This is a genomic window from Candidatus Marinimicrobia bacterium CG08_land_8_20_14_0_20_45_22 (assembly GCA_002774355.1).
Classification (GTDB): Bacteria; Fidelibacterota; UBA2242; order UBA2242; family UBA2242; genus 0-14-0-20-45-22.
Genome location: PEYN01000046.1, coordinates 1 through 2,819 on the forward strand (window position 1 = coordinate 1; position 2,819 = coordinate 2,819).

Consider the following 2,819-nt stretch of genomic DNA (forward strand, 5'->3'; position numbering starts at 1 on the left):
AGCCGCATACTCCGCCTTACAATAAATGGTTTCGCAACGATAAGTCGATGTGGAAGGTCATCGGTTCCGGTACGCTGATTGAATATAGTGGCTCAATTTCCAATCTGGTCGAAACATTCGCATCTGGACCCTTCCTGCTTTATAAAGGAAGAACCGAACGCATCTCAATGGCGGAACTTCATTCATTCGATCCGCTGGAAGGACTCAGCTCAGAACAACACGGAGCACCGGCGCTTTTTGAACTAAAAAAGATCGTGCAGGTCATTTATGAAAAAGACTATCGGTTTGCTCAACCACCCAAGATGCCGACGCTTTCCGCTACGCCCGGAGACGGCATGGTGATCCTAACATGGGATGACATGGCTGATACCAAGACCCGCGATCCGTTTCTTGCAAACGCTAATGACTTCGAAGGCTATAAACTCTTCCGTGCGACCGACAAGAAAATGTCGGACGCCGAAGTCATTACCGATGGATACGGAACGGCAATGTTCAAGAAACCGATTTTCCAGTGCGATTTAGCAGATAATAAGTTTGGCTTCACCGATTTCGGATTGGTAAATGGCATGGGCTATTATCTGGGAAACGAAACCGGAATTCAGCACTATTTTATCGATACCAACGTTCAAAACGGAAGAACCTATTATTACGGCATTGTTGCCTATGATTACGGGGCGCCGGACATTGGTCCCGGTATCGCTCCGTCCGAAAACAACATGATCATTGAGCTCGATGAAGCTGAGGACATTCGAACAATCAGTAAAAATGTCCAAATCGCAACCCCACACCAGATGGCCGCCGGTTATGTGCCGGAAGAGATCGAACTGCTGGAAAATTCCGAACTGCTCGGACATGGAACCCTAACTCCAGAAATTCTGGCGAAGAAAGACCTGCAGGCTAATCATGTCTATGGCGTCACATTCGAGATTGACACCATCGGATCGGCAATTGCCGATTATCCCCACGGAGTCAATTATACCAATGATGGCTTCCAAATTTATGATCTGACAGATACTGAATTAGTTTACATCGAAAATTCAGAGAACATACATGGTAATAGCATTTTCTATGATGATTCGCTGGCGGTCAATTATTTAGACTATCAGCATACGGTTTCTTCCGACGTATTCGAAGGTCTGCGTATCAATTTGAAACTCCCGAACATGTCTCCGACGCCGGATTATGGCAACACTGGTTGGGTCGTCGGCAGTAAACCGATTCTGGTCACGCGGAGTAAACGCGAGTCGCTTTTCTTTCCATGGGATTACGACATTGTGTTTTCTAACCAAACGGTTTATACCGGTCGAAATGTTCCGAAGTCTGGAATCCGTGATGACGCCGATGTACGGATTTCGCCAACAAGTCGGCTCTATACGACGCTGAATTTCAATTTTTACGTTGTGAATAAATCCTTTCGTGATTCGACCGGTGCATTTGAGAAACTTGATCTGGTTGGTTATGATTCAGATAAAAACGATCTATTTGAAATCTACAAAGATAAAGTGCTCGTTGGACCGGTGACAAACTCGGGGAAATGGGCGGGGACATTTTGTTCGATTTCGTTTCCCGACAGCCTACAGATGCCCGCTGACGGCGATGTCTATCGAATGACAAATCTTCTTCGTCCTTATTGGATAACTGATACATTGAAATTTACGATCAAAAGCACAAGCGAAATCGATAAAGAAGCGCTGAAATATACAATGAGCAAGATTCAGGTCGTTCCCAATCCATACGTTGGCACGAACGCGATGGAACCGTCGGTCGCGAATTGGTATCTGAATCAGCGTCGTAGATTGATGTTCACGCATCTGCCGGCGCAGTGTACGATCAAAATATTTACGGTTAGCGGTGTGTTGGTTGATGTCATTAATGTCAATAACGACGCGGATAATGGAATCGTGCACTGGGACATGCTGACGAAAGAGAATCTGGAAATCGCCGCAGGCATGTACCTGTATCATGTCAAATCAAAGGCGACAGGTGACGAAAAGGTCGGCAAATTTGCCGTCATCAAATAGGTGAAAGCGGATTTGAAAAGGGAAAAGAGATGAATAAAATAAATCGTACGACGTTCATTTTTCTGGCGATTTTCCTCACGATCAACTGTCAGTTGGGGTTAGCTCAGCGCCCGTATCGGACTGGAACGACAACGGCGAACTTTCTGGAAATTGGGATGGGAAGCGACGGCCTAGCTATGGGCGACGCTTTTGTCAGTATGGGCGGAAATCTTTCGTCGTTGTACTGGAATCCGGCGGGATTGGCATTTCTGAAACAGAACGAAGTCATGTTTGGCTATCAGCCATTGGTCGTAGACATCAATTCTGCTTACGCCGCCGGAGCGATTCTTCTGCCGCCATACGGCAACCTTGCGTTTGGATTTTTCAATGTCGACTATGGCGATATGAAAGTCACGACTTTGGACATGCAGGATGGAACGGGCGAGTTATTTACCGCGAACGAATATGCATTCACGTTTTCCTATTCTCGGAAACTAGCCCAGTGGTTTTCTTTTGGAGTATCAGCGAAATATATCAGTTCACAAATTTGGCATACGAAAGCCAGCGCCACGGCGCTTGACCTCGGCGTCATCGTCAACACGCACTTCTTTGCGCCTGCCGGATCAAAGGAAAACGGCATGAAGATCGGTATGAGCATTTCCAACTATGGAACGAAAATGCGTTATGATGGGATGGATTTGCTACAACTCATTGACATCGAGCCAGATGAGGCGGGAAATTATAGCGCCGTCCCAGGGCAGTTCAAAACACATGAATGGGAATTACCGCTAATCTTTCGCATCGGTGTTTCAGTGAATC

2 protein-coding genes are annotated in these 2,819 nt (G+C 46.4%); both read left to right on the forward strand.

Annotated elements, in window-relative coordinates; translation table 11 throughout:
* The coding region (locus COT43_03080) for a hypothetical protein (GenBank protein PIS29758.1) at positions 1–2,021 on the forward strand (2,021 nt) is incomplete at its 5' end.
* 29 nt (positions 2,022–2,050) lie between these two features.
* Positions 2,051–2,819 (forward strand): hypothetical protein (locus COT43_03085; GenBank protein ID PIS29759.1); only part of this gene is annotated, 769 nt, incomplete at its 3' end.